A 25,954-nucleotide genomic window follows, 5' to 3' on the forward strand; every position below is an offset into this window, starting at 1 on the left:
CCGGGGATGCGGCCCCGGACGCCACGGGATCAGCCAAAGGTGAAGGCATAAGCCGACACGCCGGGATCGAGGAATTCGATGCTGAAGGTGCGGTCGGCGATGGGACCGGGCTGGCGCACCAGTTGATACAGGCGTTGCTCGGTGACCGTGCCCGTGCCGTCAGCGGCCACGTCGGCGCCGTGCGCATCGCCCGGCGCCTGGCCATCGACCGTGACCTTGAAGCGCACGGGCTTGCCGTCCGCCCCCGGCCCCAGCACCAGATGCAGGTCGCGGGCATGGAAGCGGTAGACGATGCGGCCCGACGCACCGGCCAGCCGGGCCTGCTCGGCGCCGATGTCCCAGCTGCCGTCCAGCCCCCACGCGTTCAACCTGGGATTCGCGGGCGCCGTGTAGCGGCCGGCCTGGTCATGCACGGCGGCGCCCGAGGCGAAGTTCTCCGCCCGGCCGTAGCCCAGATAGGTCTCGGGCGATTGCACCTGGTTCATGTCGGCGGCCACCTGGTCGGCCTGGGCCGATACGGTCGACATGCCGTCCTTCACCTGGGCGCCGGCTTCGCGCAGCAGGTCCTGGATGACGCGTTCCGACCTGTCGTAGTCGCCTTCGCCGAAATGGTGATGGCGGATACGGCCCTGGGCATCGATGAAATAGTGCGCCGGCCAATATTGGTTGTCGAAGGCGCGCCAGATCGCGTAGTTGTTGTCGATGGCCACCGGATAGTCCAGTTGATAGCGCCTGACGGCCTTGGCGACGTTGCCGGCGTCGCGCTCGAAGGCGAACTCGGGCGCGTGTACGCCGATCACCACCAGGCCCTGGTCTCGGTACTTGTCGGCCCAGGCTTTCACGTAGGGCAACGCGCGCAGGCAGTTGATGCAAGAGTACGTCCAGAAATCGACCAGCACCACCTTGCCGCGCAGGCCCTCGGCCGTCAGCGGCGGGGAATTCAGCCACTGCACCGCGCCGTCCAACGAGGGCAGCATGCCTTCGACGGGCAGCGACGAGGCCGTGCCGGCGCCCGCCGCGCGCATGGCGCCGCTGGCGGCCATCATGGCGGGGCCGTTGGCCTGCATCATCGCGGAAGAGCCTTGCATGGCCATCGACGGCTGGGCCTGCATGGACATGCCGTCGGAACCCTGCATCGCCGCCGAGCCCTGCATCGCCATGCTGTCGGACCCTCGCATCGCTGGCGAGCCCTGCATCGCCATGGCGCCGTCCTGCGTCCCTGAAGCGGCACCGCCCCGCGAACCGCCCAGCTTATCCACCAGGCGCTGTTCCAGCCCGCTGGTGGACGCCGTCGACAGTTGCGCCAGGACACCCGTATCCAGGCCGAAGGCGATGGCCGCCACGCCGGCCAGCATCGCCGCGCCCAGGCCGCGCCGGACCCATTCGCCCGCGCCCAGCGAGCGCTTCATCGCGGCGAACACCTTGCCGCCCACCAGCAGCGCCACGGCCAGCGACGTGGCGGCGCCCGCCGCATAGGCCAGCAACAGCAGCGACGTGCCCAGGCTGGCGCCCTGCAGCGCGGCGCCGGTCAGCACCAGGCCCAGGATCGGGCCCGCGCAAGGCGCCCACAGCAGGCCCGTGGCGATCCCCAACAGAAAAGAGGCGCCCGGCCTGGGGCCGCCGGCCTGCGCGGTTTCCGTCAGCCGGTTGCCGACGGACACCAGCGGATGCGCCAGGCGTTCGGCCAGCCTGGGCCAAAGCAGGGCCAGCGCGAACAGCGCCACCAGCGCCAGCGCCAGCCAGCGGCCGTACTGGTTGGCGGCCACCACCCAGCCGCCGCCCACGGCGGCCAGCGAGGCCACCAGCGCGAACGTCAGCACCATCCCCGCCAGCAGGGGCAAGGCGCCGCGCGTGAAGGACTGGCCGGCGCTGGAGAACACGAAGGGCAGCACCGGCAGGATGCACGGGCTGAGGATGGTCAGGACGCCGCCGAGGTAGGCGAGAACGAGGAGCAGCATGGTTATCGGTCCTGGCAATGAAAGGGAGTGGCGGCCTCAGGCCGGTTGCGCGGCGAAGGTCATGGCCACGCCGTTCATGCAGTAGCGCAGGCCCGTCGGGCGCGGGCCGTCGTCGAACACGTGCCCCAGGTGGCCGCCGCAGCGGTGGCAATGCACGGCGGTGCGCAGCATGCCGAAGGTGGTGTCGCGGGTTTCGCCGACCGCATCGGCCAGGGGCTCCCAGAAGCTGGGCCAGCCGGTGTGGCTCTCGAACTTGGTCTTGGACGAGAACAGCGGCAGGCCGCAGCCCGCGCAGGCAAAGGTGCCCGCGCGGTGCTCGTCGTTCAGCGGGCTGCTGTAGGGGCGCTCGGTGCCTTCCTGGCGCAGCACGTGGTACTGCGCGGGGGTCAGGCGCTGGCGCCATTCGGCGTCGGTATGCGTCACCTCGAACGACTGCTGGCCAGCGGCCGGCGCGGCCACGGCGCGCGTGTCGAACAGCCGGGGCAGCACGCCCGCGGCCAATGCGGCCACGCCGCCCGCATACAGGAATTGTCGTCTGGTCGCCATGAGGATCTCCGCAGCACAGGGGTTTCGATGACCGCAGCGTAGTTCCGGCGTCCTCCCGGAGTCCTCACGTAAACTTAAACAAATCGTGATCACTCGGCAGGCGGTTTGCGCCCACAATGACACGTCCCTTCTTTACTGCCCGCCGATGGACCAGCCCAGACGCGTCCTCGTGGTCGAGGACGACAACCATATCGCCGACCTGCTCGCGCTGAACCTGCGCGACGAAGGCTTCGACGTCACCCACGCCGCCACTGGCGACGAGGGCCTGCGCCAGCTCGAACAGGGCAACTGGGACGCGCTCATCCTCGACCTGATGCTGCCCGGCATCGACGGCCTGGAAATCTGCCGCCGCGCCCGCGCCATGACGCGCTACACCCCCATCATCATCCTCAGCGCCCGCGCCAGCGAGGTGCACCGCATCCTGGGCCTGGAGCTGGGCGCCGACGACTACATGACCAAGCCGTTCTCGGTGCTGGAGCTGGTGGCGCGCGTGAAGGCGTTGCTGCGCCGCGTGGACGCGCTGGCCCGCAACGCCCGCATGGACGCGGGCAGCCTCTCGGCCGGGGGCCTGTTCATCGATCCGCTGGCGCGCGAGGCCACGCTGGACGGCAAGGCCCTGGACCTGACCCCGCGCGAGTTCGACCTGCTGTACTTCTTCGCGCGCCAGCCCGGCAAGGTGTTCTCGCGCATGGACCTGCTCAATGCCGTGTGGGGCTATCGGCACGAGGGCTACGAGCACACCGTCAACACCCACATCAACCGCCTGCGCACCAAGATCGAGCGCGACCCCGCTCAGCCCGAGCGCATCCTGACGGTGTGGGGACGCGGCTACAAGTTCGCGGCCCCGGAGGGCCCGGCCTGATGGCCTTGTGGCGGCGCCTGACGCTGACCCAGCGCCTGTCGCTGGTGTTCGCCCTGCTGCTGATGGTGTGCAGCAGCACGTCCGCGTGGATGCAGATCCGCGCCAGCCGCATGCACGAGCTGGAAGTCGTGCAGGGCCTGTCGCGCGACCTGGCCGAGCACATCGCGCGCACCGGGCAACTGATGGACGCCAACGGCCTGAAGCCCGACGCCGTGCGCCAGTTGTTCAGCCAGCTGATGGGCGTGAACCCCAGCGTCGAGGTCTACCTGCTGGACCTGGACGGCAACATCACCGGCCATGCGGCGCCGGCCGATCGCCTGAAGCGCGGCAGGGTGAACCTGGACCCCGTGCGCGCCCTGCTGGGCGGCGCGCGGCTGCCCGTGCTGGGCGACGATCCGCGCAGCGCCGATGCGCGCAAGGTCTTCAGCGCCGCGCCGCTGCGCATGGGCGGGCGCGACGTGGGCTACGTGTACGTGGTGCTGCTGGGCGAGGCGCACGACCGCCTGGCCGCGCGCGATGCCACCAGCACCGCGCTGGACATCGGCCTGTGGTCCATCGGCCTGATGGCCTTGCTGTGCCTGGTGGCCGGCCTGGCGGCCTTCGCCATCATCACGCGTCCTTTGCGCAGGCTGACGGAAGCCGTGCGTGGCTTCGACGTCGACGGCTCGCCCACCGCCCTGCCCCCGCCCCCAGCCAGCACCCGCGCGGACAGCGACGAGATCGCCGTGCTGGACGGCGCGTTCCGCCAGATGGCCGGCCGGCTGGGCGAGCAATGGCGGACGCTGTCGCGGCAAGACCAGGAGCGGCGCGAACTGATCGCCAATATCTCGCACGACCTGCGCACGCCGCTGGCCTCGCTGCACGGATATCTGGAAACCCTGTCGCTGAAGGATGCATCGCTGCAGCCTGCCGAGCGCCGCCGCTACCTGGGCATCGCGCTGGACCAGAGCCGCAAAGTCGGCGGGCTGGCGCAATCGCTGTTCGAGCTGGCGCGGCTGGAGTATGGATCGGTCCAGCCCGAGATCGAACCCTTCGCGTTGACGGACCTGGTGCAGGACGTGTTCCAGAAGTTCGAACTGGCGGCCGAAGCGCGCCAGGTAACGTTGCGCGCGAGCTTCGATGCGCCGCCGCCACCGGTGTGCGCCGACCTGGGCCTGATCGAGCGCGTGCTGACCAACCTGCTGGACAACGCGCTGCGGCATGTGCCGGCGGGGGGCGACATCGAGATCGTGATGGCGCCGCGCCGCGAGGCGGTGGAGATCACCCTCAGCGACAGCGGTCCCGGCATCGCCACCGAATTGCGCGAGGCGGTATTCCAGAAACCGTTCGACGTGGGCGGCGCGCGGCGCGGCGGCGGGTTGGGACTGCGCATCGTGCATCGCATCCTGCAGTTGCATGGGCGGGAGATCGCGCTGCTGGATCTGCCGGGGCGCGGGGCGGCGTTCCGGTTCTCGTTGCCGGTCGCCAAGGGCTGAAGGGCCACCGCGTAGGCTTGCGCCCGCCAACGCCCCGCTGCACGTGCGGGGATCGGCGGCCGGACAGCGGACGCGGGGTCCTGCCAGGGCAGCCCCTCGCGGCATGTCCGCGCAGCCGCTGTTGCGGTTGACTACACTGCATCTGCCCCCGTGCGCCTGCGCGCCGTTTCACACAGAGCCCACCATGTCCCTGCAATTCGCCGCGAACCTGAGCTTCCTGTACCAGAACCTGCCTTTTCTCGACCGCATCGATGCCGCCGCGCGCGATGGCTTCAAGGGCGTGGAGTACGTCTCGCCCCTGGAGTTCTCGGCGCCAGACATCCGGCGGCGGCTGGACGACAACGGTGTGCAACAGGTGCTGTTCAACGCCGCGGTGGGCCAGTGGTCGAGGGGCGAGCGCGGCATTGGCGCCCTGCCCGGACATCAGGCCGAGTTTCGCGACGCGATGGAACGAGCCCTGGAATATGCCGGCGTGCTGGGCAACCGGCTGCTGCATGTGATGGCCGGCCTCGTGCCTTCCGGCGCCGACCGCGCGGCCTGCGCCGCCGCCTTCCAGGAGAACCTGGCCTGGGCCGCGCCGCACGCCGCCGCGCAAGGCATCACCCTGCTGCTGGAACCCATCAACCAGCGCGACATGCCGGGCTATTTCCTGAGCTACCAGCACGATGCGATCGCCCTGATCGATGCCGTCGGCGCTTCCAACATCGCGCTGCAGTTCGACTGCTATCACTGCCAGATCATGGAGGGCGACGTCGTCACCCGGCTGCGTGCGCTGCAAGACCGCATCGGGCATATCCAGATCGCCAGCGTGCCGGGCCGGCATGAGCCCGATGGGGAGGAGTTGAACTATCCCTTTGTGTTCGAGCGCTTGCGCGAGCTGGGCTACGAGGGCTGGATCGGCTGCGAATACAAGCCACGCGCGGGCACGTCCGAGGGATTGGGCTGGCTGCGCCTGGCAGCGCCACGGTAGGCGCCTCGCCGGGTATCCCTGCAACGCCGCTGCGCGCGCCGATCAGTTTGTCCAGCAATGCCAACAGGTGATATCACGGCAATTGTGCAAGCACCTCTTGCACAAATGACTCGTCCGGCCAAGCCTCGGCAAAAGCCCGCATGTACTTGAGATTACGCGGCGAGAAGCCCTTCATGGGACATGGGCAAGTCGGTGTAGTCTCGATTTATCTTGGCCTAGCAATATTCAAACAGTCGGTCCCAGCGGCAGCGCATTCAGCTCTGCACGAGCATCCCGCCAGGCCGGATAGTGTTGGGCCAGCAACGATATGAACCGCTCATTGTGCGTCGGTTCGATCAGATGGATCATTTCATGCACGATCACATATTCAAGCAAGTCACGAGGCTTCTTGGCCAGTTCCGTGTTGAGCCGAATGTGAGCCTGACGATGATTGCAACTACCCCATTTGGTTTTCATCCGTTGCAGGAAGTAGCCATTGACCTTCACGCCGATATGTGGTTCCCAGTATTCGATCAGGGGGGAAATGGCCTGGTGTAGCAAACCTCGTTGCCAGCGTTGATAGATGGCTTCGCGCTTGGCTGCATTGGTGCCGGGACGCACATGCAGGGTGATGCGACGGTGGTCCATCTTCACCGTAGGTGGGGCATCGCGCTCCAGCACCGTGAGCAAATAACGGCGTCCCCAGACGTAATGGCTTTCTCTGGTGACGAACTGACGAGGAGTTTCGCGGGACTGTGCCTGCAATTGCGCCTGTTGCTGGCGAATCCAACGCAGCTTGGAAACAGCATAGGCACGCGCGACTTCCAGCCGCGTGCCTATCGGGGCCACCAGCGTCACCGCACCCTCGGGCGGATGCACGGATAGATGGACATTCTTCACGGTCTTGAACGTGATGGCGATGTCCAGTTCCCCCAGATGTATGTGCGTCTGCACCATTAGTAGCCCGGCTGATTTCTCAGCAAGTCGAATAGTTTGAGCGTGGCCTCGCGGTTGCGTCCGGTCAACGTGTGCAGGAAATTCTGCACGATGCGCTCCTTGGCTTCGTCGCCACGCCATCCTGCCGGGGCTTCGTCACACATCACACGATCGATCTTCAGCGCCAGCAAGGCCAACGGGTCTCCGTATTCGGCCTGTGGCTCTTTGACTACACCATTCGTATCGGGCAGCACATCGCCGGAAATGATGTCAGGCAGATTGCGATAAATCACCAGCGCACCCGCATTGCCGCGCAACATGGCAGGTTCATCGATGTCGTGTTGTTTCGCGCGGTGCTTCTTCAGTATGTCTTCTGCCTTGCTAAGAAATGATTCGTAGGCCTCCGTGCCTTCACGGCTTTGCTGGATCAGGTCATCGAGCAGCTTGGACATCTGCTCATAAAAGCGTGGATCAGTCAGGCGGTCGCGAATGATGGTCTTGCGGACGTTGTTGATGATGGTTTCCGCAATGGCATTTTTCGACAGCTTGCCCTTCTCGTTGAGCTTCTTGGCGATGGCATTGTGGATGCCGGTCTCGATAATCAGCTCGGTCAGCGACAGTTCGGCCAACTCGCCCAACGCCTGCGCTGACTCGGCCTGGATATAGGTGTTTATGAGGTGACGCATGTCGGCCTCATAGGGCTTGATGTCCAGCTCTTCGCCGCTGTAATGCTTGATGGCCGAACGCACTTCGGCATAGAACTCGGTTTCCCGCCGCAAGGTGTCAGCTTCACTGTCTGAGTAACCCGCCTCGGTCAGGTTCTGAGCGATGTCCGCGAAGGCACGCAGATAGGTCGCCACCGCCTTGTAGAAGGCAATGCGCAGCGCCTCGCTTTCCAGCAGCGCCTCCGGATTCCCGGCATGACCGCAGAAATAGTGGATGAACTGCTCAAGATCTCGCGGCTGCGGAACCGGCTCGCACAGGTAATGCAGCGTTTCACGGGCTTCGTCCAGTTGCTTGCGGCCTTCCTCCAGCCAGTTCTTCAGGTGGACGTTGTTTTCGCCGCCGTTGCCCGTGTCGATGTCTAGCTCGTCGGAGCTGTACACCGCAATGGCCTGTTGCACGTCACCGAACAGCTCCTTGTAATCGACGATATGGCCATAGTCCTTGTCGTCACCGTCAAGCCGGTTGGTACGGCAGATGGCCTGGAAAAGGTTATGGTCGTGCAGTTCGTTGTCCAGGTAGATGTAGGAGCAGCTGGGTGCATCGAAACCGGTGAGCAGCTTGCTGACCACGATCAGCAGCTTCGTGCTGGCAGACTCTTCGATGAAGCGTCGCTTGGTTTCGTCTTCGTACTGTTTGGTAGTCTGGCCGGCGCGCAGCACATGCTGCTTGTAGGTGTCGTATTTGTAGCGTTCGTCGCTACCGGCCGATTCTTTCGAGATGGCAACCGGGTTGGGTTCGTACGAGGTGATGATGCCCACATGGGGGCCGAAATGCGTGTTCTGAAACAACCGGAAGTAATGGCAGGCATCATAGATCGAAGCCGCGACCAGGATCGCCGTGCCACGATTATTGTCCAGGCGAGGCTTGAGGCTGAAATCCTCGATGATGTTGGCGACGATGCGATCTTTGCGCTCCTTGGCGCTCATCAGCTCTTCCATCGTGGCCCAGCGCTTGCGCAGGATGGATTTCTGGAAGTTGTTTAGTCCGCGCGTTTTCTTCTCGAACCAGGCATCGATGGCCTTGCGTGAAGTCAGTCGCTGCGGCACATCACGGGCCTCATACTTCAAATCCAGCACCACCTTGTCGGCCACCGCTTCGTGGAACTTGTAGGTGTGGATATACGTGCCGAACACTTCGCGGGTGGTTTGCCGGTCCTTACGCAACAGCGGCGTGCCGGTGAAGCCGATGAAGATGGCGCCGGTCAGCCAGCGCTTCATCTGCTTGTTCATGTTGCCGCCTTGGGTGCGGTGGCACTCGTCCACGAACACATAGAAACGCCCATGGATAGGCGGTGGCACACCCTTGAGATCAGCCGCATCGAACTTGTGGATCAATGCGCACAACAAGCGTGGTGTGGTGGCACTGAGTTTTTGCACGAAGTCTGCGCGTGAAGTGATGCGCGGAGGAGCCGATCCCTCGCCGATCACCCCGGCATTGCGCATCACGCCTTCGATCTGCTTGTCCAGTTCGTCGCGGTCGGTCACCACCAGCACCCGCGCCTGCGGATCATGCTCCAGCAACCACTTGGCCAACAACACCATCAGAATGCTCTTGCCGCTGCCCTGGGTGTGCCAGATGACGCCACCTTCGCGTTTGGCAATGCGTTCCTGCGCAGCCTTGATGCCCTGGTATTGGTGCTGCCTGGGCACCTTCTTGAAACCCGCATCGAAGATCACGAAGTTGCGGATCAAATCCAGCAACCGCGCCTTCCCGCACATCTGGGCCAACGGGCGATCCAGCATCGCGCCCGCTGTTGCCATAGCTGGCGGTTGTTCATCCTTCCACTGCACGAAGAACTGTTCCGGTGTGCCGGTGGTGCCGTAGCGCAAACCTTGCGCATCGCTGCCCGCCAGCAGCAACTGCACGGTGCTGAAGAAGCCCTGATTAAAGGTTTCCTCCTGATTGCTGCACAACTGGCGAATACCATCGCCCACATCGACCGAGCTGCGCTTGAGCTCGATCACCGCCACCGCCAGGCCATTGATGTACAAAACGATGTCCGGCCGGCGGGTGCTCCCGCCCCGTAGCGTCACTTCCTCAGCCAACGCGAAGTGATTGCGCTCGGGCTGCGACCAGTCGATCAACTGCACTGTCTCATGCGATTGGCCCGCCGCGATCTGCACCGGCACGCCATAGCGCAGCAACTGGTAGGTGCGCAGGTTAGCCTGATAGGGTGTGATGCTGGTGACATCCACCACGATTTCCAGCTTCTGCAAGGCAGCGCTGATATGGGCAGGCGAGTAACCACGTGCGGACAGATTGGCACGCAGCAGATCGACCTCGATGGCGCGGTTGTGGTCGCGCTTGCTCCAGTTGCCCAAGTGTTCGTAGCCCAGGCCGCCACCGACCAGTGGGGTGGTGAACAGCCGCGCCACGCGGTTTTGGCTGTTGCGCTCGGAACGCGGCATGGATTGGGTCATCGCATCATTCCTCGGTGCCATCATCCATAGGCTTGCCCAGCTCCCGCTCGATCTGTTCGATCGTCGGCAGGCCGGTTTGCAGCTCTTGCGGCAGGGATTCCACCAGTTTGTATTCGGCAATGCCCATCGGCTGCGACTTGTCACCCAAGGCGTACTCGGCTACCACCTTGTTCTTGCTCTTGCACAGCAGCAGGCCAATGCTCGGGTTGTCCTGCGCGTGCTTCACCTGCCGATCCACCGCCGTCAGGTAAAAGCCCAGTTGCCCCAGATGCTCGGGCTTGAACTTGCCCGCCTTCAGTTCGATCACCACGTAACAGCGCAGCTTGAGGTGGTAGAACAACAAGTCGATAAAGAACTCTTCGCCGCCCACGTCCAGCAATACCTGTCGGCCAACGAAGGCGAAACCCGCACCCAGTTCCAGCAGGAAATCGGTGACGTGTTGTACCAGCGCCTTCTCGATTTCGCGTTCCTGTGCTTCCTCGCCCAGGCCGAGAAAATCAAAGCGGTACGGATCTTTCAGCGACTCGATGGCCAGATCGGATTGCGGTGCAGGCAAGCGCTGATCGAAGTTGGTCACAGCCTTGCCCGTGCGTTCCAGCAGGCGGGTTTCGATGTGGATATTCAACACATTGCGCGACCAGCCATGTTCGATGGCCGCGCGGGCATAGGCCAGGCGCTCCATTGGCGCTTTCACGCGATCCAGCAATACCAGGTTGTGCCCCCAGGGCAATTGTGCAGCAGCCTGTTGCACAATTTCGGCATCCGGCCAGGCCTCGGCAAACGCCCGCATGTACTTGAGGTTGCGCGGCGAAAAGCCCTTCATCTCCGGGAAGGCGGCGCGCAAGTCATGCGCCAGCCGCTCGATCACTTTCGCACCCCAGCCCTGCTCGGCCTGCCGCGCCAGAATGTCGCGGCCGATCTGCCAGTACAGGCTCACCAGTTCCCGGTTGACCGCCAGCGCCGCACGCTGCTGCGCGGTGTGGATGCGACCCTTCAGGTCGGACAGCCAGTCGGCGTAGCCTTGTGGGGCTGTCGTTAGGGAAGCTGGCTTGTCGGTCATGACAATGTCACTCCTTTGGGCACAAAACCTTTCTCTCGCATCCAGCCAAGCGCCTTCAGCCAGCGATCCTCAGGTATCCGTTGCTTTGCTTCGTGCCAGTTGTGCAGTACCTCGTGCACGATCATTTCATCGGAGACGGCTCCTTTCTCACGCAGCAAATCGCTCCACGCCGCCAGCAAAGTGGCGACGATTTCGCATTTTTCCGTTTTCGCCGTTTTGAACGTGCCCAGAATGTTCTCAAGGGTCTCGACGATCCCGGAAAAATGCCGATCAAAGTACGGTTTGTGACTGCCACGCTTTGCCAGTGGCACGTATTGGTAACGACCTTCTTGCTTTCGCACCTCGAACCATTGCTGCTTCTGCAACTGGCTGTCTATCGAGCGCAATGCACGGTTGTCATAGGGGCCGGCGGCCTTGCGGTGGTAGGTAGATCCGGTATCCACCTGACACAGGTGTTCGGCAAGGAACATCATCTTCTCGAACTTGACATGCCCAAAGGTCGGCTGATCGTGCAATTGGTCGATGATTTCGGCAGCCAGCACGCTTCTCAGGAAATGGACGTTCGCCTTGCGTCCTTCTGTTTGCGCCACCTCCTCGCCAACAGGTTTGGCATCAGGCATTACCAACCGCGTCCTGCCAGTCAGCAGTTCCTGCATCATGGCCTGCTTGAAGGCGCGGGTCTTGGTACGACGGGTTTCGAGGGCGGTTATTTCGGCGTCCATGTCGGTGAGGATGGAGGCGATGGCTGTTTGCTCTGTTATGTCAACTGGAATACTTATTGACAGCGGCGCCAGATCTTTGGGCTGAACATGGGGTTGGGCTCCACCAGTTTGCGCCGCATAAATCACATCCTGCCGGAAAAGCAGTGAATAATAGATAAACTCAATGCTATACGAGTCCGATTCGCTAATGGTTGAGCAGTCCGATGCAAAGATAGAGCATAAATGGAAGGCGACATAGCCAGCACTAGCGCCGGATGCGCTCACAGTAATTGTTTTTCCATGCCGGTTGGCCGAGGCATGGAAATATGCAGGCTGTTTCCCCCCTGCTATCACAGGAATATCTCCAGGGATAAGCGTTTTTGTTGTTATTAGTTGCCCCTTTTGGATTTTTGCCAAGTCTTCCAACTGCTTCACCTCCCACTCCCCGCTGAACCCCGGCAGGCGGGTTTGGCCGGTGAGGAGTTGCTGCATGGCAGCCTGTTTGATGGCGCGCTTTTTGGCGATCAGGCGATCCAGTCTGTCCAGTAGCGCGTCCATATCGCCGAGAGCGGTGGCGATGGCGCGCTGCTCAGGTAGCGGCGGGTATGTAATGGAAATTTCGCGAATAAGTGTCGTATTAAGATTTGGCTGTCCGTTCCCTGTGGCGACAGTATTCCTGAGACTTTCAGTGAGAGTATTAATGTAGTAACAAGAGAAAGCTTTGTCTCCACGTTTTTGCTCGACAATGGCAGCAATGCCGTCATTCGCGCAGCACTTAACCCCTAATAGTTTGGCGATGCCAAGAGTTGCGCCGCTGTTGGCAATAATTAGCGTCCCTGCATCAAGAGTACGGCTCCGTTTCGCCCCCTCCTCTGTAAGAAAGGTAGCTGTCTCAGATACAAGAAGTTGATGATCAGGTATGTTGGTTAAGGCTGCGACTGTGAGCCAGGGAATGAAGCTTCCGTTGAAATATCTGGGATCCCCGGCAGGCCTTGGCGATCCTCCGCGTACTACATTTCCTAGGTCTCCCAAGTGTTTCACTTCCCAATCTTCTGGGATCACCCCAACTTCCGTCTGCTTGTACCCCGGCTTCACTTCCATGTCGCCCCCATTTTTTTCAGGTGCGCTTCCACCTTGGCACTGAGGACTGCCACGTCATCTTCCAGCTTGGGCAGCGGGGTGTCGTAGCGTTCGGCCAATTCGCGGATACGGTGGGCGAGGGTTTGAGAGATACGTTCCAGTTCCTGCTGCACATTGGCTTGCAGGCGGGCCAGCCATTTTTCTTGCACTACCAGCGTCTTGACCTCGGCTTCGCTGAGGGTGAAATAGTGGTCATGGGCTTGCTGGTCGAGTTCCGCTTCCAGCGTTTTGACGGTTTTCTTCAATGCGGCCTCGCGGGCGCTGAGTTGCTGCCACTGCTTGAGCACGGCGCGCTCGTCGGCGCTGTCAGAGTCATCGCCAATTTCGGCAAGGCGGTCTTTGACCTGCGCGGCGTTGATGTTGCCAAAGCCAGAGAAAGCGCCGTCTTCTCCACCGTGTTCTTCCTCCAGTTCGGCAATCTGGCTGGTAACGCTTTCAAGCTCGGTCTGCTTTGTCTCCAGTTCGGCCTGTTCGGCGGCGAAGTAACGGGCGACGATGTAGGACTTGGGCAGCAGATCGCAGGTCCAGCCCTTGTCCTTGGTTTTGCCCTTCTTGTCGGTTCCCACGACGCGCCGTGGCAGCGCCACCCAGCCATCGGCGGCGATCAGGTAGGCGTCGTCCTGCATGGCTTCGGCCCAGTAATCCATCAGATGCTGATAGATGTCGTAGGGGTCGAGCAGCGGTGCTGCGTGGAAGGTGGTGAGCAAAGTTTCGGAGACCTGCGCGATCAGCGCCTTGGGTTTGTCGCCGGGCTGGATGCCGGTGAGCAGCGGCGTGACGGCCTTCTGCCATTTGCCGAACAGGGTTTCGACCTTGCTGCGGAATTGCTGGAACTGCGGGTGGGCGAGGATGATGGAACGCACTTCGGCCATCGGCTGGCGCAGCCGCGCATAACCGGGACGCTCGGCCTCGAACAGCGCCTGGCGAAGGGCAGGCATTTCCTGCCAGTCGGCGGCGAAGGCGTCGATATCGCGTTCGGGGATGCCGCCGTTGAGGTGCGCGTCGATATCGTGCAGGTCTTCCGGTTCACTGCTGTCGATATAGCGTGGCAGGTTGAGGTTGTAGTCGTTCTTCTCGCTGGCGATTTCATCCAGCGGCACCCTGCGGGCATAGCGCGGCTCGTCCACACCACGGCGGAAGGTATCGACGATGCGGTGGATGTCCTGTTCGCGCAAGCGGTTCTTGGGACCGTCCTTGATGAAGCCTTTGCTGGCGTCGATCATGAACACACCCTTGCGGGTGCTGGCGTTTTCCTTGTCTAGCACCAGGATGCAGGCGGGGATGCCGGTGCCGTAGAACAGGTTGGCGGGCAGGCCGATGATGCCCTTGAGCATGCCGGAGCGCACCAGTTGCCTGCGGATGTGGGCTTCGGCATTGCCACGGAACAGCACGCCGTGCGGCAGGATGACTGCGCCCTTGCCGGTGGTGGCCTTCATGCTGCGGATGACGTGCAGCAGATAGGCGTAGTCGCCCTGCTTGGCGGGCGGCTCGCCCCAGGTGAAACGGTGGTACGGGTCATTGGCCGGGTTGAGGCCAGTGGACCATTTCTTGTCGGAGAACGGCGGGTTGGCGACCACGTAGTCGTAGGCGCGCAGTCGTTCGCTATCCTTGAACTTGGGGTTCACCAGGGTGTCGCCGCTAAGGATCGTGGCGCTGGGGAAGTCGTGCAGGATCATGTTCATCCGCGCGAGGCCGGCGGTGGTCACGTCCTTTTCCTGCCCTTCCAGGGTGATCTGTCGGCCTGCCTCGGCGGCCACTTTCAACAACAGCGAGCCCGACCCGCAGGTGGGGTCGTAGGCGGTGGTGGAGGCTCGGGTATTGGCGTGCGAGATGCCGATCACCTGGGCGATGACGCTGCTGACTTCGGAGGGCGTGTAGAACTGGCCCTTGCTCTTGCCCGAGTCTTGCGCAAAGTGGCGCATCAGGTATTCATAGGCATCGCCAAGCAAGTCATCGTTGTCGGCGCGGTTGTTGGCGAAGTTCAGCTCGGGCTTTTCGAAGATGGCGATCAGGTTGCCCAGCCGTTCGACCATGGCTGAGCCTTCGCCGAGCTTGTTAGGGTCGTTGAAGTCAGGGAAGTCGCTGCGTGCCAGCTTGGTGTTGGCGTCGATCAGCTTCTGGATAACCTGGGTATTGATCCTGTCGCCAATGTCGTCCTTGCCCTTAAGCGCCACCATGTCCTTGAATGAGGCGCCCGGTGGGATGACCACGGGCGGGGCGAAGTCGTCGCTGTTGCCGTACTTGTCGCTGATGTACTTGATGAACAGCATGAACAGGACATAGTCCTTGTACTGGCTGGCATCCATGCCGCCACGCAGTTCATCGCACGATGCCCAGATGGAACTGTAGAGGTCGGATTTCTTGACGACGCCGTTGCGCGGGGCAAGCGTCTTGGCAGCAGGGGTAGCAGTCGCTCGGTCCCTCGATGACGAATCTGCTTTCGTCTTCGTCTTCAGGTACGGCACGGCGGCTTCGTGTACTTCCAACGATGTCGCTGATTCTTTGTTGGCCGTATAGGCTGTCGTAGCCAGTGCAACCGAACCGCCGCGCCCTCGGCCGGGAATGATCCGCCCCTCCTCGATCAGTTGCTGCTTGATGCTGTCATAGGTGGATTCTTGCCAACCCAACGCCTCTCGGAGCCGCTGGTTCCCGGCAGAACCTCCCACGGCTTCGAGCTTACTGATAAAGCGGTCGGTCTTCTTTTCGGTGCTTGTCACTTCAATATCCATCATTGTTGCCGGCTTGCTTGTTTGATACCGGCCCTGTTTTCTGCGACGTCCTGTACGTCGACAAGACGGATCCATTTCGCCCCGCGACCCTTACCCGTTGATTCGATCAACCCTTCCGATTTCATCGCCCGCAACACCAGCCGCACCATGTCCCGGCTCACGCCTGGGCAGGCTTCTTCGATCTCCGAAATCGAGAATGGCAAGCTGCGCCCCAGGACTTCCGCCCGCACCCGGTCGCCCTTGCTGCCACGTCCCCGTTCGATGGTGCCGACACGCTCCTCGAACTCGCGGTAGGCCCGTAGCAAGGCACCCCATAAGTAGTCGAGCCAAGGTTTGACGTCGTGCTGCCCCTGGTGCCATCCCTGCGAACTGGCTTCCAGCGTCTCGTAATAACCTTCCTTGGTGTCCTCGAAGATGCGTTCCAAGCTGATGTAGCGGCCCACGGCATAGTCGAAGTGGTAGAGCAGCAGCAGGGTCAACAAGCGGGACATGCGACCGTTGCCGTCCGGGAAAGGGTGGATGCACAGGAAGTCGAGCATCGCCAGCGGCACCAGTACCAACGGGTCGGCCAGGTGCTGGTCCAGCGCGGTGGCGTAGCGCCCTGTCAGATCAGCCAAGGCCATCGGCGTGAGATGCGAAGCCACCGGCTGGAAGCGCAGGCGCGAAGTGCCATCCGGGTGACGCTCGTTGATGTCGTTATTGGTGACCTTCATGCGCCCGCCCGCCTGCGGGATGTAGCGATACAGCAGGGTGTGCAGTTGCAGCACCACGCTTTCGCTGAAGGGCATGTGCGCAGCGGACTCGTGGATCAGCGCCAGGGCATCACGGTAGCCTGCGATCTCCTGTTCGGAACGGCTCTTTGGTGTTGCGTTGCGGATGATCAGAGACTTCAACCGCGAGGGCGCTACGACAACACCTTCCAGCCGGTTAGACGACTCGGTGGACTCCACCACCGCGATCTGGCGCAGGCCCTTGAGGGCTTCGGGCGACTGCGCGGCGTAGAGTTGCTGCTTACCCTGGTATTCGCCCAGTGTGCGCAACGTGGCGACCTGGGTGCCATCGAAGCGAAGCGCGGCAAGGTACTCGGGCGTGAGCGAGTGCATGGAAATGTAAGCCCAGGCTATCTAAATGGGGTAATCATAGCCATTAAATGGGGCATTGTCTCTAAAAATGCCTTGTTAATGGTGTTGGACTACCCCATTTCCTGAACATAGGACCGCTCATGAGGGGCTGGCATAGCTGACCGGTGTCGAAATAGGCAACATCAATCCTAAAAACAGGGCAATATATATACAATTACCCTATTTATTTCGTTATCACCCCATTTCCAGCGTTCAGCCTTGGGCGAAGACAAACGGCAAGGGAACGGCACTCAAGGGACAATGGCCCTACCCTGAAAAGGAAAAGGCCGCCTACCCTTGTGCTCACTCACTCTGTAACAACCAGCCAAATCGCCCCTATGCTGTGCCGCTGCCTTCCGCCGCACTCAGATAGTCCGCCCAGTCCTGCAACAGCGTTCTTCTCTGATCCAGCAGCGGCGCCTTGTTGTACGTCGCCCGCACTTTATTGCTTTCCACGTGGGCAAGCTGACGCTCAATCGCATCAGGCCGGTATCCATTCTCATTGGCCCAGGTAGAAAAGGTCGTCCGCCAGCAGTGCGGCGTCGTACCCCGGCCCAGGTTCATGTCACGCATCGCGTAGGTGAGCCGATTGGGCGTAGTGAAGCCCTTTCCGCTTCGGTGCGGAAACAGATAGCGCCTGCCACCCGTGATGTGCTGCAAGTCTTTCAGCACCGCTATGGCCTGCGTGGACAACGGGCTGACATGGTCGCGCCGCGCTTTCATCTTCGCCGCAGGCCGACGCCACAGCGCATCCTCAAAGTCGAACTCGTCCCACTCGGCATCCGCCGCTTCCCCTGGACGGCAGGCGGTCAGCGCAATCAGCCGCAGGCACAACGAAGTTTCCGGATAGCCCCGGTAGCCGCGCAACTCCTGATAGAACTTCTGGATTTGCTCTCGCGTCATCGCCGCCTTGCTCTCGCTGAACGGCACGCGCAGCAGCCCACGCAGGCTGGGAATAGGATTGGCCTCGACCAGACCCCGCACTACCGCGAATTCAAAGATGGCCGAAAGATCGCCTTTGACGTGAATCGCCGCCCAGGCTCCGTGGGACTTGCATTCCTCCAGCAGCGGACGAATCTGTTTGACGCCAATGTCGCTCATCGGCATCCCGTCGAACTTCGGCGACAGGTACTTCCTGATGCGGGATTCTTTCGTGCGGTAGGAGCTGAGCGCGAAGACCGGTTTGATCTCCGCCAGGTACGCTTTCGCTACCTTGGCAAACGAGCTTTCACGAGCACGCTTGCGCTCCTCCAGTGCTTCCAGGTTGCGCTTCTTGATCTGTTGCCGCTCATGGGCAGGATGAATGCCTTGCTTGACCAAGGCACGCGCTTTCTCTCGGGCTGCACGCGCCTCTGCAAGGCTTACTTGGGGAAAGCCGCCAATGGCAAAGAGGTTCTCCTTGCCTTGCAGACGGTATTTCCACCGCCAGAGCTTGCCGCCGGTCGGCTTGACCAGCAGGAACAAGCCCCCGCCGTCTGAAAGTTTCCAGTCTCGATCAGTCGATTTGGCCGACCTGACCTTGAGGTCGGTGAGTAGGTTTTCCGGCATCGCTGGACTCCACTGCGGGGAAAAGTACCCCCACGGTTGAACACGAGTACCCCCAACGCTACCCCCGAATTTTCTGGACCTCGATGAACAATAGGAACGCTCAGCAGACCGTATTGTTTACGCAACCCATTGATTTCAAATGGGGCAACCTGTCCACCAAGCGCTACTGAGCGCCACCGAGATCCAGCAAAAATCGTCAGACGTTGAACAGGAAGTTCATCACATCCCCATCCTGCACCACATATTCCTTCCCTTCCGCCCGCATCTTCCCCGCTTCCTTGGCACCCTGCTCGCCCTTGTACGCGATGTAATCCTCATAAGCGATCGTCTGCGCACGGATGAACCCGCGCTCGAAGTCGGTATGAATCACCCCCGCCGCCTGCGGCCCCGTCGCGCCGATCCGCACCGTCCACGCACGAACTTCCTTCACCCCCGCCGTGAAGTACGTCTGCAGCCCCAGCAGCTTGAACGCGGCGCGAATCAAACGATTCAGCCCCGGCTCTTCCATGCCCATATCCGCCAAAAACACCTCGCGATCCTCATCCGGCAGATCGGCGATCTCGGCCTCGATCGCGGCGCAGATCGCCACCACCGGCGCGTTGCGCTGATTCGCGAACTCGACCAGGCGGTCCAGCAGCGGGTTGTTCGTGAAACCGCTGTCGCTGACGTTACCCACATACATCGCCGGCTTGGCGGTGATGAAGCACAGCGGCTTGATCAGCTCTCGCTCTTCGTCGGACAGGTCCACCGAACGCACCGGCTTGGCCTGGTTCAGCATGGCGACGCACTTCTCCAGCACGGCCACCAGGCGTTGGGCTTCCTTGTCGCCCGAGCGCGCGGTCTTGGTGTGGCGCTGCATGGCCTTCTCGGCGGTCTGCAGGTCGGCCAGGGCCAGTTCGGTCTCGATGACTTCGATGTCGGCGATGGGGTCGACCTTGTTCGCCACGTGGATCACGTTGGGATCCTCGAAGCAGCGCACCACGTTGACGATGGCGTCGGTCTCGCGGATGTGCGAGAGGAACTGGTTGCCCAGGCCTTCGCCCTGGCTGGCGCCGGCAACCAAGCCGGCGATGTCCACGAACTCGACGGTGGCGGGCAGGATGCGCTCGGGCTTGACGATCTCGGCCAGCTTCTGCAGACGCGGATCGGGCACTTCTACCACGCCCACGTTCGGCTCGATGGTGCAGAAGGGGTAGTTCTCGGCGGCGATGCCAGCCTTGGTCAGCGCGTTGAAGAGGGTCGATTTACCGACGTTGGGCAGGCCGACGATGCCGCATTGCAGAGCCATGGAAATCCTATAAATATCAGTGCACTGGCGGCCTGCCTGTGGCAGGGCCGAGGTGCCCGATCCGCATGCGTGCAAACCGCCGGGATCGCTTGAGCCGTGGACGGGGCCGCGCCTAGCGGCGGAATCCAGAAGGAATCCGGTGCGCGGCGGGTCCGGGAAAGGGCGAATTTTAACCGCTCCGCGCCAACCCTCCGCGACGTCGCCAAAAAGCTTCATAAATATGACATTTCATGCATTTATCTTCTGGTAACGGGCTTTGACCTCGCCGCGCCGCTTACCTACGATTCATGCGCGGAAGCGGGGTTGCGTCCCCGACAGCCCCCCACAGAAAGAGACCAGCGCTTATGCAACTACGCAAGATCCTGGCGCCCGTCCTGGCAGTCGCCCTGCTGGCCGGCATCGGCGGCGCCATCTACGTTTCCTCCACCCGCAAGCTCGAATCCGACGCGGCGCAGGCCGCCGCGAGAGCCGTCGTGCAGGTGCGCGGCATGATCGGGTCCGAAAAGGAAACCTACTTCCTCGACCCGCGCGTGCAGGCCCGCCTGAAGCAGTTGGGTTTCACCGTGGCGGTGGACAAGGTCGGCTCGCGCGAGATCAGCGCGCGCAAGCGGGACGGCTACGACTTCGGTTTCCCGGCGGGCGCGCCCGCGGCCATCACGCTGCAGAAGGCTACCAATGCCCGCCAGGTCTACCAGCCCTTCTTCACGCCGATGGCGATCGCCTCGTGGAAGACGCTGGTGCCGATGCTGGAGAGCGCCGGCCTGGTGCGCACCGAGAACGGCACGCACTACATCATCGACATGGACCGCCTGATGACCATGATCGAGCAGGGCAAGCGCTGGAACGAACTGCCGAACAACACGGTGTTCAACACCAGCAAGTCGATCCTGGTCAGCTCGACCGACGTGCGCAAGTCCAACAGCGCGGCCATGTACCTGGCGCTGGCCAGCTACGTGATGAACAAGAACAACATCGTGAACACGCAGGCCGACGCCGACCGGCTGCTGCCCGCGCTGTCCAGCCTGTTCCTGCGCCAGGGCTTTCAGGAGTCCAGCTCGGCCGGTCCGTTCGAGGACTACACGACCATGGGCATCGGCAAGGCGCCGCTGGTGATGATCTACGAAAGCCAGTACCTGGAATACCAGTCCAAGCGCCCTACGCCCAACACGGACATGGTGCTGCTGTATCCGCGCCCCACGCTCTACACCAAGCACACGCTGGTGCCTTTCAATGAAAAGGGCCAGCGGCTGGGCGAGGCGCTGTCGCAAGACCCGGAGCTGCAGGCGCTGGCCGTGCAGTACGGCTACCGCACCGCGGACAGCGGCCAGTTCGTCTCGTTCCTCAACGACAAGAAGCTCAGCGCGCCCGACGTGCTGGTCGACGTAGTGGACCCGCCCAGCTACGAGACGCTGGAGTACCTGATCCAAGGCATCGAACGGAAATTCAATTGAGTAGGCGCGCGACCGGCCTGTCCCCCTGCACGAGCAACCCGGATCGATGATCCGCAATCGGACACGAAGAACATGGAACAGCAAACGCAAACCTTGACGCCCCCCGACATGGTGCTGACCCCGCCCGAGGTGATCCAGCCCGTGGAACAGAAGAAGGCCACCGACATGGTGGCCCTGCCCGACGAGACCACCTCCGCCATCGACCGCCAAGTCGCCAGCGTGGTCGAGACGCTGTTCACGGAAGACGTGCACAGCGATACGTTCAAGAGCCGCGTCGACGCCCTCTTCCACCTGGGCCGCAACGAGATCTCCAACGCCTCCGAACTGATGACCGGCCGCTTCATGGAGCGCAACTTCGTGGGCATCGAGGACTCGGCCGCGTTCAAGGCGATCCAGTCGATGCGCGCGCAGTTGGACGAACTGAACCCGGGCCGCGAGGGCGACCTGCTGTCGCCCAGGAAGCTGCTGGGCCTGATTCCGTTCGGCAACAAGCTGCGGGACTACTTCCGCAAGTTCCAGGATGCCGGCGACCACCTGAAGGCCATCATGGCCGACCTGCACCGCGCGCGCGCGACGACATGCAGCGCGACTCGGCCGAGATCGACGTCACCATGGCCAAGCTGTGGGACGCCATGCAGAAGCTTAAGGGCGCCATCACCTTCGCCGAGAAGCTGGACACCCAGGTGTCCAGCCGCGTCGACGCCCTGAAGGCCACCGATCCCGACCGCGCCCGCGCGCTGGAACAGGAGGTGCTGTTCTACGTGCGCCAGAACTACCAGGACATGCAGACGCAGATGGCCGTCAACGTCAACGGCTACCTGTCGATGACGGTGCTGAAGAAGACGGCGCGCGAGATGGTCAACGGCTGCAACCGCGTGGCCACCACCGGCATGTCGGCCCTGGCCACCGCCCAGACCGTGGCGCGCGCCACCGGCAACCAGATCCAGGTGATGGAGATGCTGCAGGGCGTGTCCACCACTATCGGCGACCTGGTGACGGAGACCTCGCGCCAACTGGGCCAGCACGTGCAGCGCACCGGCGAGTTCGCCGCGGATCCGCTGATCGGCGTGCAGCGCATTCAGGAAATGATGGACAACACCTTCAAGGCGATGGACGCGATGGACACGTTCCGTTCGCAGGCCATCGAAACGATGGGCAAGAACAACGCGCTGATGAAGGCGCAGATCGAACGCAGCGAGCAGTACCTGGACCGCTCGCGCCAGCAGGCCGCGTCCGAAGCCGTGCGGCAGGCCCCCGCCCTGCCCGACGGCCCGGTGCAGGTCTGACCGCTCGTCCACTCTTCTACGCGAATTCGATCATGCTCAAGAAACTGCTGACCCGCCTGGCGCTGATCGCCGGGATGGGCCTCGCGCTGGCCGCCTGCGACAAGGCGTCGGACACCTCCGCCAGCAACACGGGCGCCAGCGCGGCGGGCGGCTCGTCCGAGGCGGCCACGCTGACCGTGCTGGCCGGTTCGGAACTGAAGGACATCGAGCCGTTGCTGGACGACATCCGGCGCCAGACCGGCGTGCAGTTGAAGATGAAGTACGTCGGCACGCTGGACGGCGTGGAACGCCTGCAGTCGGGCGAGGCCACCGACCTGGCGTGGTTCGCCAGCAACCGCTACGCGATGCTGGTGCCGGACGCGAAGAAGCGCATCGTCGCCTCCGAGCGCACCATGCTGACGCCGGTGGTGCTGGGCCTGAAGTCCAGCAAGGCCCGCGCGCTGGGCTGGGACGACGGCAGCGGCAGCTACACGGGCGCCACCTGGAAGGACATCTCACAAGCCGCCGAGGCCGGCAAGTTCACCTTCGGCATGACCAGCCCGGCCTCGTCCAACACGGGCTTTTCGGCCCTGCTGGGCCTGGCCGCCGCGCTGTCGGGCAAGGGCGATGCGCTGGAAGTGAAGGACATCGACAGCAAGTCGCTGTCCGCCTTCTTCAAGGCGCAGAAGATGACGGCCGGCAGTTCGGGCTGGCTGGCCGATGCCTTCCTGAAGAACCAGGACCAGGTCGACGGCATCATCAACTACTCGTCGGTGCTGCTGACGCTGAACCGCGATCCGGCGATGCGCGAGAAGCTGACGCTGATCTACCCCAAGGACGGACTCACCACGTCGGACTATCCGATCATGCTGGTCAACGCGGACAAGCGCGCGGCCTACGACAGACTGGTGGCCTATCTGCGCGGCGCGCCCTTCCAGAAGGCGATGGCGCAGGGCACCCTGCGCCAGGCCATCAACCCCGACGTGGCGCAGCCGAACCCGGCCGCCGCGATAGGCGAACTGGTCTTCCCCGCCAGGCAGGAAGTGGTCGACGCCATCCTGCTGACCTTCGACAACCAGGTGCGCACGCCGCCCGACAGCACCTTCGTGCTGGACACCAGCGGCTCGATGGACGGCAATAACCTGGACCAGCTGAAGAAGACCATGTTGGGCCTGTCCGGCGCGGATTCCAGCATCAGCGGCCGTTTCGCGCGATTCCGCAACCGCGAGCAGATCCACATCAAGCCGTTCAACGACCGGATGGGCATCACCCATTCGTTCGACATGGGCGGCAGCGAAGCGCAGTCGAAGAAGACGCTGGACGACATTGCTTCCTACGTGCGCGAACTGTACGCCGCCGGCGGCACGGCCATCTATGACGCCACCCAGGCGGCCTACCAGGAAGCGCTGGCACGCCGCGAACGCCACCCGGACCGCTTCTACAGCATCGTGGTGATGACCGACGGCGCCAACATGTCCGGCATGTCGCTGAATTCTTTCCTGCGCTGGTACGATGCACTGCCCGCCAGCAAGCAGGGCATCCGCGTGTTCACCATCTATTTCGCGGGTGGCGAATCCTCCGAGATGACGAAACTGGCCGAGGCCACCGGCGGTCGCTCGTTCGACGGCGACAAGGGCGGCCTGCAGGCCATCTTCAAGGAAGTGCGGGGTTACCAGTAAACGGACCGCGATCGACAGCCGGGAAAGCGCAATGGCAGGAATGACCCTGAAGACCCCCGTGCTGCTGGCCTTCTACAGCACACGCAACGTCGTGGGGTGCGCGCTGGCCCTGGCCGGGCTGGCGCTGTTCTTCACCGGCATCATCGAGCAATGGTGGCTGCCCATCGTGCTGGGCCTGTACGCCGCGGGCTGGCTGATCGCGCCGGGCCGCGGCGCCGCCGTCGAGGCGGACATCAAGGAAGCCGCCAGCCAGGAAGCCCTGATCGAGGCCATGGAGTCGCTGTTCCAGCGCGCGCGCAAGAAACTGCCCAAAGAGGCCGTGGCCAAGCTGGAGCACATCCTGCAGATGGTGCGCGAGCTGGCGCCCAAGCTGTTCAGCGGCGAGGTGCCGCTGACGCAGGCCTTGTCGCTGTCCGGCACGATCACGCGCGACCTGCCGGAAACCATCAACCACTACCTCAAGCTGCCGCCCTTCTTCGCGGCCATGACGGTGGTGCATGACGGCAAGACGCCCAAGCAGTTGTTCTTCCATCAGCTGGACCTGCTGGACGGGCAGTTGGTGAAGATCGCGGAAGGCATCTACCGCCACGACGCGGACGCGGTGGTGGCCAACGGCAAGTTCCTCGAAGAGAAGTTCAAGCCGATGGCGTATACGGATTTCTAGTACGGACGATCAGGCGCTGCCGGCGCCGGTGCCGCCGGGTACGCGTAGCCCGACCGTATCGCCGCTTATTTCGCGGCAGGCAGATCCACCGGCAGCAATCCCACCAGCGACGTCAACACCAGGATCACCAACACCGGCCCGGCATTGAACACGCCATGCAGCAGCATGGTGGCCCCGAAGCCGCGCCGGGTGCGCATCCAGCCCAGCAGCAGGCCCGTCACCCACTGGGGCAGCACCAGCAAGGGCAGCAGATACCACGGCGTGCCCTGCAGCGTGAAGTTGTTCAAGTGCACCGCCGCGAAGGTCAGCGTCACCAGATGGAAGACCAGGCCGTAGCGGCGCACGTACTCGCGGCGCCATCCCAGGCGCTTGCCGGCCATGCTGACGCGTCCGCGGCGCAGCGGCAGGCTGGCCGCCAGGAACACGCAGGCCAGCCAGGCGGCGGTCCAGCCCTGCGGGCCGAACAGCAGCGGCACCAGCATCAGCGGGCAAAGCCACAAGGCCTGCACGGGCCTGCGCAGGCCGTAGCGGAACAACAGCTCTTCGACGATGGGCGCCCACAGGATGGCGGTCAGCCAGGGGATGTTCTGCGGATCGAGCCGATGCTGCGCGCCGCCCGACCCCGCCGCCATCACGGCGATGGGGCCGAAGGCGAACAGGTTGATGGCCCACAGCACGCCGGCCCACGCCATCAGGCGGCCGAACGTGATGTTGGGCATCCAGTCGCCGGCCAGGTCGCCGTGCACCGCGCGCCGCACCGGCAGGCGGCGCAGCGTGGGCCGCCTCAGGAATTGCCAGAAGTCGGCGAACTCTTCGCTGAATCGCAGTTGGCTGGACATGGATCAGGCGTTGTGCAACTGGCGCGTGGCCTTGGGAAAATCGCCGTCCAGCATGGCGGGCACCGCGACACGGCAGCGGTCCAGCACGGCTTCGATGGAAGGCATTTCCTCGCGGCGCGGCGGATGCAGCACGAAATCGGCCACCTGCTGCGCCAGGTTGAGCGTGCGCGGATGGCCGATGCCGATGCGGATGCGCCAGAAATCGGGGCTGCCCAATGCGGCCTGGATGTCCTTCAGGCCATTGTGGCCCGCATGGCCGCCACCCTGCTTCAATTTGACCTGGCCAGGCAGCAGGTCCAGTTCGTCGTGCAGGACCAGCACCTGTTCGGGCGCAAACTTGTAGAAGCGCGCCAGCGCGCCAACGGCCTGGCCCGAGCGGTTCATGTAGGTGGCCGGCTTGAGCAGCAGGATGTTCTCGCCGTCCTTGCGCGTCTTGGCGACCTCGCCGAAGAACGATTTCTCGAACGAGAACGAGGTGCGCAGGTCGCCGGCCAATTGGTCGGCCAGCCAGAAACCGGCATTGTGCCGGGTGGTCTCGTACTCGGGTCCGGGATTTCCCAGCCCCACGATCAGGCGGATGGGCTCAGTCATGAAGAA

Annotated in this window: 20 protein-coding genes and 1 pseudogene; 8 read left to right on the top strand and 13 right to left on the bottom strand. The window is 63.0% G+C overall.

Annotated elements, in window-relative coordinates; all coding sequences use genetic code 11:
• Positions 1-29 precede the first annotated feature (29 nt).
• Both A6745_RS13000 and msrB read right to left on the bottom strand, forming a co-directional pair.
• A complete protein-coding gene (locus A6745_RS13000) occupies positions 30-1,958 on the bottom strand; it encodes a cytochrome c biogenesis protein DipZ (RefSeq protein ID WP_066127692.1) in 1,929 nt (642 codons plus the stop codon).
• A 36-nt stretch (positions 1,959-1,994) separates the two neighbouring features.
• Positions 1,995-2,504: a peptide-methionine (R)-S-oxide reductase MsrB gene (msrB, locus tag A6745_RS13005; protein WP_066127694.1), complete on the bottom strand. Its 510-nt coding sequence runs from the start codon at positions 2,502-2,504 to the stop codon at positions 1,995-1,997.
• A 145-nt stretch (positions 2,505-2,649) separates the two neighbouring features.
• On the opposite strand from msrB, the gene A6745_RS13010 reads away from it, so the two are divergent.
• From A6745_RS13010 to otnI, 3 genes are all read left to right on the top strand, one after another.
• Positions 2,650-3,366: a response regulator transcription factor gene (locus A6745_RS13010; protein WP_066127695.1), complete on the top strand. Its 717-nt coding sequence runs from the start codon at positions 2,650-2,652 to the stop codon at positions 3,364-3,366.
• Positions 3,366-4,841: a sensor histidine kinase gene (locus tag A6745_RS13015; protein ID WP_066127697.1), complete on the top strand. Its 1,476-nt coding sequence runs from the start codon at positions 3,366-3,368 to the stop codon at positions 4,839-4,841. Before A6745_RS13010 ends, A6745_RS13015 begins: the two co-directional genes overlap by 1 nt.
• A 184-nt stretch (positions 4,842-5,025) precedes the next feature.
• Positions 5,026-5,811, top strand: a complete 786-nt coding sequence (gene otnI, locus A6745_RS13020; RefSeq protein WP_066127699.1) for a 2-oxo-tetronate isomerase — start codon at positions 5,026-5,028, stop codon at positions 5,809-5,811.
• Positions 5,812-5,887: 76 nt separating this feature from the next.
• Here the strand turns inward: otnI and A6745_RS29740 are convergent.
• The 9 genes and pseudogenes from A6745_RS29740 to ychF all read right to left on the bottom strand — a co-directional run.
• A pseudogene (locus tag A6745_RS29740) lies at positions 5,888-5,986 on the bottom strand (DUF1016 N-terminal domain-containing protein); the annotation flags it as partial.
• A gap of 50 nt (positions 5,987-6,036) precedes the next feature.
• Entirely contained in the window at positions 6,037-6,747 is a 711-nt protein-coding gene (locus A6745_RS13025) for a M48 family metallopeptidase (protein ID WP_066127701.1), read from the bottom strand.
• Positions 6,747-9,872 (bottom strand): type I restriction endonuclease subunit R, encoded by a 3,126-nt coding sequence (locus A6745_RS13030; protein ID WP_066127704.1) that lies wholly within the window; start codon positions 9,870-9,872, stop codon positions 6,747-6,749. Before A6745_RS13030 ends, A6745_RS13025 begins: the two co-directional genes overlap by 1 nt.
• 4 nt (positions 9,873-9,876) lie before the next feature.
• On the bottom strand, positions 9,877-10,932 hold the full coding sequence (locus A6745_RS13035; protein WP_066127708.1) for a PDDEXK nuclease domain-containing protein: 1,056 nt from the start codon (positions 10,930-10,932) through the stop codon (positions 9,877-9,879).
• On the bottom strand, positions 10,929-12,734 hold the full coding sequence (locus tag A6745_RS13040; protein ID WP_066127710.1) for a restriction endonuclease subunit S: 1,806 nt from the start codon (positions 12,732-12,734) through the stop codon (positions 10,929-10,931). The genes A6745_RS13035 and A6745_RS13040 overlap by 4 nt, the downstream gene beginning before the upstream one ends.
• Positions 12,725-15,505, bottom strand: a complete 2,781-nt coding sequence (locus A6745_RS13045; protein ID WP_231885991.1) for an HsdM family class I SAM-dependent methyltransferase — start codon at positions 15,503-15,505, stop codon at positions 12,725-12,727. Before A6745_RS13045 ends, A6745_RS13040 begins: the two co-directional genes overlap by 10 nt.
• Positions 15,502-16,605, bottom strand: coding sequence for a Fic family protein (locus A6745_RS13050; RefSeq protein ID WP_066127712.1), 1,104 nt, complete (start codon positions 16,603-16,605; stop codon positions 15,502-15,504). Before A6745_RS13050 ends, A6745_RS13045 begins: the two co-directional genes overlap by 4 nt.
• Positions 16,606-16,959: 354 nt before the next feature.
• Positions 16,960-18,171, bottom strand: coding sequence for a tyrosine-type recombinase/integrase (locus tag A6745_RS13055; protein ID WP_066127714.1), 1,212 nt, complete (start codon positions 18,169-18,171; stop codon positions 16,960-16,962).
• Between the two features lie 196 nt (positions 18,172-18,367).
• Positions 18,368-19,459, bottom strand: coding sequence for a redox-regulated ATPase YchF (gene ychF, locus A6745_RS13060; RefSeq protein WP_066127715.1), 1,092 nt, complete (start codon positions 19,457-19,459; stop codon positions 18,368-18,370).
• A gap of 344 nt (positions 19,460-19,803) precedes the next feature.
• Here ychF and A6745_RS13065 point away from each other — a divergent pair, with 344 nt between their 5' ends.
• The 5 genes from A6745_RS13065 (at position 19,804) to A6745_RS13080 (ending at position 24,518) form a co-directional block, all read left to right on the top strand.
• Positions 19,804-20,910, top strand: a complete 1,107-nt coding sequence (locus A6745_RS13065) for a hypothetical protein (RefSeq protein ID WP_066127718.1) — start codon at positions 19,804-19,806, stop codon at positions 20,908-20,910.
• Between the two features lie 72 nt (positions 20,911-20,982).
• Positions 20,983-21,618, top strand: a complete 636-nt coding sequence (locus tag A6745_RS29550) for a toxic anion resistance protein (RefSeq protein ID WP_269148897.1) — start codon at positions 20,983-20,985, stop codon at positions 21,616-21,618.
• Positions 21,522-22,196 carry a toxic anion resistance protein gene (locus A6745_RS29555; protein WP_269148901.1) on the top strand — a complete coding sequence of 225 codons (675 nt, stop codon included), beginning with the start codon at positions 21,522-21,524 and terminating at the stop codon, positions 22,194-22,196. Before A6745_RS29550 ends, A6745_RS29555 begins: the two co-directional genes overlap by 97 nt.
• Before the next feature lie 32 nt (positions 22,197-22,228).
• Entirely contained in the window at positions 22,229-23,854 is a 1,626-nt protein-coding gene (locus A6745_RS13075; RefSeq protein WP_082853043.1) for a vWA domain-containing protein, read from the top strand.
• 40 nt (positions 23,855-23,894) lie between these two features.
• Positions 23,895-24,518, top strand: coding sequence for a hypothetical protein (locus tag A6745_RS13080; RefSeq protein ID WP_066127720.1), 624 nt, complete (start codon positions 23,895-23,897; stop codon positions 24,516-24,518).
• A gap of 65 nt (positions 24,519-24,583) precedes the next feature.
• Here the strand turns inward: A6745_RS13080 and A6745_RS13085 are convergent, their stop codons facing one another.
• Positions 24,584-25,357, bottom strand: a complete 774-nt coding sequence (locus A6745_RS13085; protein WP_066127722.1) for a CPBP family glutamic-type intramembrane protease — start codon at positions 25,355-25,357, stop codon at positions 24,584-24,586.
• A gap of 3 nt (positions 25,358-25,360) precedes the next feature.
• Positions 25,361-25,948, bottom strand: coding sequence for an aminoacyl-tRNA hydrolase (pth, locus tag A6745_RS13090; RefSeq protein ID WP_066128838.1), 588 nt, complete (start codon positions 25,946-25,948; stop codon positions 25,361-25,363).
• Between the last annotated feature and the right edge of the window lie 6 nt (positions 25,949-25,954).

This window comes from Bordetella ansorpii (assembly GCF_900078705.1).
In the GTDB taxonomy this organism is placed as follows: domain Bacteria; phylum Pseudomonadota; class Gammaproteobacteria; order Burkholderiales; family Burkholderiaceae_B; genus Bordetella; species Bordetella ansorpii_A.

Excerpts from the sequence above, each read along its gene's own strand:
- A6745_RS13000 (WP_066127692.1), bottom strand. The coding sequence starts at position 1,958 with ATGCTGCTCCTCGTTCTCGCCTACCTCGGCGGCGTCCTGACCATCCTC.
- msrB (WP_066127694.1), bottom strand. The coding sequence starts at position 2,504 with ATGGCGACCAGACGACAATTCCTGTATGCGGGCGGCGTGGCCGCATTG.
- A6745_RS13010 (WP_066127695.1), top strand. The coding sequence starts at position 2,650 with ATGGACCAGCCCAGACGCGTCCTCGTGGTCGAGGACGACAACCATATC.
- A6745_RS13015 (WP_066127697.1), top strand. The coding sequence starts at position 3,366 with ATGGCCTTGTGGCGGCGCCTGACGCTGACCCAGCGCCTGTCGCTGGTG.
- otnI (WP_066127699.1), top strand. The coding sequence starts at position 5,026 with ATGTCCCTGCAATTCGCCGCGAACCTGAGCTTCCTGTACCAGAACCTG.
- A6745_RS13025 (WP_066127701.1), bottom strand. The coding sequence starts at position 6,747 with ATGGTGCAGACGCACATACATCTGGGGGAACTGGACATCGCCATCACG.
- A6745_RS13030 (WP_066127704.1), bottom strand. The coding sequence starts at position 9,872 with ATGACCCAATCCATGCCGCGTTCCGAGCGCAACAGCCAAAACCGCGTG.
- A6745_RS13035 (WP_066127708.1), bottom strand. The coding sequence starts at position 10,932 with ATGACCGACAAGCCAGCTTCCCTAACGACAGCCCCACAAGGCTACGCC.
- A6745_RS13040 (WP_066127710.1), bottom strand. The coding sequence starts at position 12,734 with ATGGAAGTGAAGCCGGGGTACAAGCAGACGGAAGTTGGGGTGATCCCA.
- A6745_RS13045 (WP_231885991.1), bottom strand. The coding sequence starts at position 15,505 with ATGATGGATATTGAAGTGACAAGCACCGAAAAGAAGACCGACCGCTTT.
- A6745_RS13050 (WP_066127712.1), bottom strand. The coding sequence starts at position 16,605 with ATGCACTCGCTCACGCCCGAGTACCTTGCCGCGCTTCGCTTCGATGGC.
- A6745_RS13055 (WP_066127714.1), bottom strand. The coding sequence starts at position 18,171 with ATGCCGGAAAACCTACTCACCGACCTCAAGGTCAGGTCGGCCAAATCG.
- ychF (WP_066127715.1), bottom strand. The coding sequence starts at position 19,459 with ATGGCTCTGCAATGCGGCATCGTCGGCCTGCCCAACGTCGGTAAATCG.
- A6745_RS13065 (WP_066127718.1), top strand. The coding sequence starts at position 19,804 with ATGCAACTACGCAAGATCCTGGCGCCCGTCCTGGCAGTCGCCCTGCTG.
- A6745_RS29550 (WP_269148897.1), top strand. The coding sequence starts at position 20,983 with ATGGAACAGCAAACGCAAACCTTGACGCCCCCCGACATGGTGCTGACC.
- A6745_RS29555 (WP_269148901.1), top strand. The coding sequence starts at position 21,522 with ATGGCCAAGCTGTGGGACGCCATGCAGAAGCTTAAGGGCGCCATCACC.
- A6745_RS13075 (WP_082853043.1), top strand. The coding sequence starts at position 22,229 with ATGCTCAAGAAACTGCTGACCCGCCTGGCGCTGATCGCCGGGATGGGC.
- A6745_RS13080 (WP_066127720.1), top strand. The coding sequence starts at position 23,895 with ATGACCCTGAAGACCCCCGTGCTGCTGGCCTTCTACAGCACACGCAAC.
- A6745_RS13085 (WP_066127722.1), bottom strand. The coding sequence starts at position 25,357 with ATGTCCAGCCAACTGCGATTCAGCGAAGAGTTCGCCGACTTCTGGCAA.
- pth (WP_066128838.1), bottom strand. The coding sequence starts at position 25,948 with ATGACTGAGCCCATCCGCCTGATCGTGGGGCTGGGAAATCCCGGACCC.